Source organism: Pedobacter sp. HMWF019 (assembly GCF_003061025.1).
Taxonomy (GTDB): Bacteria; Bacteroidota; Bacteroidia; order Sphingobacteriales; family Sphingobacteriaceae; genus Pedobacter.
Window position 1 is genome coordinate 1 of record NZ_QAIL01000282.1, and the last position, 3400, is coordinate 3400.

5 protein-coding genes are annotated in these 3400 nt (G+C 40.5%); 2 read left to right on the top strand and 3 right to left on the bottom strand.

Annotated features, from left to right (window positions below):
- Positions 1-50: 50 nt before the first annotated feature.
- Positions 51-812: a histone gene (locus tag DBR11_RS16250; protein ID WP_108553708.1), complete on the bottom strand. Its 762-nt coding sequence runs from the start codon at positions 810-812 to the stop codon at positions 51-53.
- Between the two features lie 70 nt (positions 813-882).
- On the opposite strand from DBR11_RS16250, the gene DBR11_RS16255 reads away from it, so the two are divergent.
- Together DBR11_RS16255 and DBR11_RS16260 are read left to right on the top strand one after the other, a co-directional pair.
- Positions 883-1374, top strand: coding sequence for a YajQ family cyclic di-GMP-binding protein (locus tag DBR11_RS16255; protein ID WP_108553712.1), 492 nt, complete (start codon positions 883-885; stop codon positions 1372-1374).
- Positions 1375-1409: 35 nt separating this feature from the next.
- Positions 1410-1847, top strand: coding sequence for a GNAT family N-acetyltransferase (locus tag DBR11_RS16260; RefSeq protein WP_108553709.1), 438 nt, complete (start codon positions 1410-1412; stop codon positions 1845-1847).
- Positions 1848-1899: 52 nt separating this feature from the next.
- On the opposite strand, the gene DBR11_RS16265 is transcribed toward DBR11_RS16260, so the two are convergent.
- Both DBR11_RS16265 and DBR11_RS16270 read right to left on the bottom strand, forming a co-directional pair.
- Positions 1900-3000, bottom strand: coding sequence for an NADH:flavin oxidoreductase (locus DBR11_RS16265; RefSeq protein WP_108553710.1), 1101 nt, complete (start codon positions 2998-3000; stop codon positions 1900-1902).
- Between the two features lie 8 nt (positions 3001-3008).
- On the bottom strand, positions 3009-3302 hold the full coding sequence (locus DBR11_RS16270; RefSeq protein WP_108553711.1) for a helix-turn-helix transcriptional regulator: 294 nt from the start codon (positions 3300-3302) through the stop codon (positions 3009-3011).
- Between the last annotated feature and the right edge of the window lie 98 nt (positions 3303-3400).

The window sequence follows — 3400 nt, forward strand, 5'->3', positions numbered from 1 at the left end:
TGTTAAATCATTGTTAATTATCGAGGAATTAACATAAAACTAATTTAACCTTATTTAGCTGCTTCGGCTTCCTTTTCAGCGGCCTCCGGAGCTTTGACTGCAGCTGGGCTTTCTGTAACTATTTTTGAAGCAGTTGAAGCCGGTTCAGTTGGTTTGGCTGGTGTTTTAACAGGCGTAGTTTTAGCCGCAGTTGTTCTTGTTGATGGTTTTACAGGCGTAGTTTTAACCGCTGCAGCTTTTTTCACAGCACTGGTTTTTGGAGCAGCTGATTTAGCAACGGCCGGCTTAGCAGCAACTGGTTTAGAAACCGCAGGTTTTGCAGCAACGGGTTTAGCTGGACTTGCAGCTTTTGCAACTGGCGCTTTTTTTGGAGCAGCTACCGCTTTTTTTACAGCAGCAACTGGTTTTGCTATAGCTTTGGCTACTTTCTCTTCTGTAGCAATTGCTGTTACTTTAACACTCTGTGCAACGGGTTTTGCTTTCGCAGCAACTTTTTCCACTACTTTTTCTGCTTTTTTAACACTCTTAGAAACCTGTGCTTTTTTAGCAGAAGCTTTCTTCGCAACCTTGTCTTTCTTCTTCACTACCTCTTCGGTCTTACTGGTTACTGATTCTTTAACTTCCTGCAATTTTTTAGAAAGCTTTTCAGCTACCGACTTACTCGCTTTGGTAATGTCTGCCGCGATTTTCTCTGCATCATGACCGAGATGACTGATCACTTCCAGGAACTTTTCCGTCAAAGTTTTTTCTAATTCTTTTTTTGCTGCCTTTTTAGCAACTTTTTTTTGCACTTTTGATTTCTTGGTTTTCATAATAAAGGTATAAGTTATGGATAATCAATTATTAACTAATTTAACAATTTTTCATATTAAAGCTATTATCATGCCCACTTTTGACATTGTAAGTAAAGTAGACGCCCAAACATTCGACAATGCGATGAACAACGCTAAAAAAGAGATTTTGAACCGTTATGATTTCAACAATTCGAAGAGTACGATAGACCATGATAAAAAGACCAACGTGATCACTATCGTAACAGAAGATGACATGCGGTTAAAAGCCATACAGGATGCCATTATCTCCCGGATGATCAAACAAAATCTGGATGCCAAGAGCCTTGACTTTGGTAAAGAGCAATACGCTTCAGGCAATATGATCAGAAAGGAAATATCTGTAAAAGAAGGAATTGACAAAGAAACCGCAAAAAAAATAGTTGCAAAAATTAAAGCAAGCGGATTGAAAGTTCAAGCTTCAATGATGGACGATCAGGTACGCGTACAAAGCAAAAACATTGACGATCTTCAGGCCGTGATTTCCCTATGTAGAAAAGAAGATTTCGGTCAGCCCCTGCAATACATCAATATGAGAAACTAATGACGATTTAATGTCCTAAAAACCAATAACAAAGAGTGGAAATTATAGAAAACGGATATATTTTTTCAGACGATGTTCAAAAAATTGATCCAATATCAGTACACCATTATTTAAGTACCCAATCTTACTGGGCGGAAGGAATTCCCTTAGAAACTGTTCAAAAGTCAATCGATAATTCCTTATGCTTTGGAATCTATAAGGACACCAAACAAATTGGTTTTGCAAGGTGGATCACAGATAAAACGACTTTTGCTTATCTGGCCGATGTATACGTTCTGGAAGAACACCGGGGTTTAGGTTTATCTAAAAAACTGATGTCGCTGATGCTTTTTCATCCCGACCTTCAAGGTTTAAGAAGGTATATGCTGGCTACGCAGGATGCCCACGGATTGTATGCCCAGTTTGGATTTAAAGCATTGGAACATCCCGACAGGCTGATGGCTATTGTCGTTCCGAAGGTTTATCAGCAATAACTGCTCTTGTATAAAATAGAAAAGGGACCTGGATTCAGGTCCCTTTTTATGCTTAGATCAATTGTGCTAAGGCTTCTTTGCTGAACCCTTTCAATTCATCCGTTCTGTTTTGATGAATCTTTTGCACCCAGTTTGGATCTGCCAGCAGTGGTCTTCCAACAGCCACAAGATCAAAATCTTCCCGGTCCATCCTTCTCACCAATTCATCCAACGAACTTGGTTGCGAACTTTCTCCTGCAAAAGCAGCTAAAAACTCACCGTTAAGCCCTACAGATCCTACGGTTATCGTTGATTTCCCGGTGACCTTTTTGGCCCAGCCGGCAAAATTCAAATCAGAGCCCTCAAATTCCGGTTCCCAGAAACGGCGTTGTGAGCAATGGAAAATATCCACACCTGCATCAGCCATTGGATTTAACCAGGCTTCAAGTTCAGCAGGTGTTTTAGCTAGCTGGTGCGTATAATCCTGAGGCTTCCATTGCGAAAGACGAATGATTACTGCGAAATCCTCTCCAACCTGTTTTCTTACTTCTTTGATCACTTCAACAGCAAAACGGCTTCTTTCGGCTAAAGTTTTACCACCATACTGATCTTTCCGGTCATTGGTTCCAGTCCAGAAAAACTGATCAATTAAATAACCATGAGCACCATGAATTTCTACGCAATCAAAACCTAGTCTTTTGGCATCTGCAGCCGCGCGTCCAAAAGCAGCGATGGTATCTGCGATATCAGATTCTGTCATCGCCTTTCCATTCTCAAAACCTGGTTTATTAAAAGCTGAAGGCCCTTCAAAAGGTGCTGAGGGTACCCATCCGGAATGGTGGTTATCCATAACACCCATATGCCAGATCTGAGGTCCCATTTGTCCTCCCGCCTGGTGAACATTATGGATCACGCTCTGCCAACCTGCCAAGGCCTGCTCTCCATAAAAATGGGGAATATTTTTATCATTGGAAGAAGAAATACGCTCTATTACTGTTCCTTCTGATAAGATCAACCCTACTTCACCTGCCGCTCTTTTTCTATAATAGCTAGCTACTTCTGGTGTAGGTACCCCATCAGGTGAAAAGGAACGCGTCATCGGAGCCATGACAATTCTGTTTTTGATATTCAAAGATTTAAGGCTAAATGGCCTAAATAAACTGTCTGTATTCATATTATTTTCTATAAGTCTTTTTGTATAATCTGTGTGAGTTCGAGAAAAGCTTTCTCATTTCTTCTATAATAAGTCCACTGCCCTACTCTGGTCGATTCTATAAGTCCGGCACGCTGAAGAATAGACAGGTACTCGGAAACAGTAGACTGTGTCAGCCCAGCCTTTTGCTGGATTTGTCCAACACATACGCCAGATTCAAATCCAGGTTGATCGGGAAAATGTACCTCCGGATCTTTCAGCCATTGTAATATCTGTAACCTTGCTTTATTAGACAGTGCCTTAAAAACATCTAGATGATTCATAGCACAAATATATATCGACTTTTTCCGATATACCAATAAGCACTTCATAAATGACATTGCCTTGATATCTGATATACAGTTCTTTCATGAGTCTTATT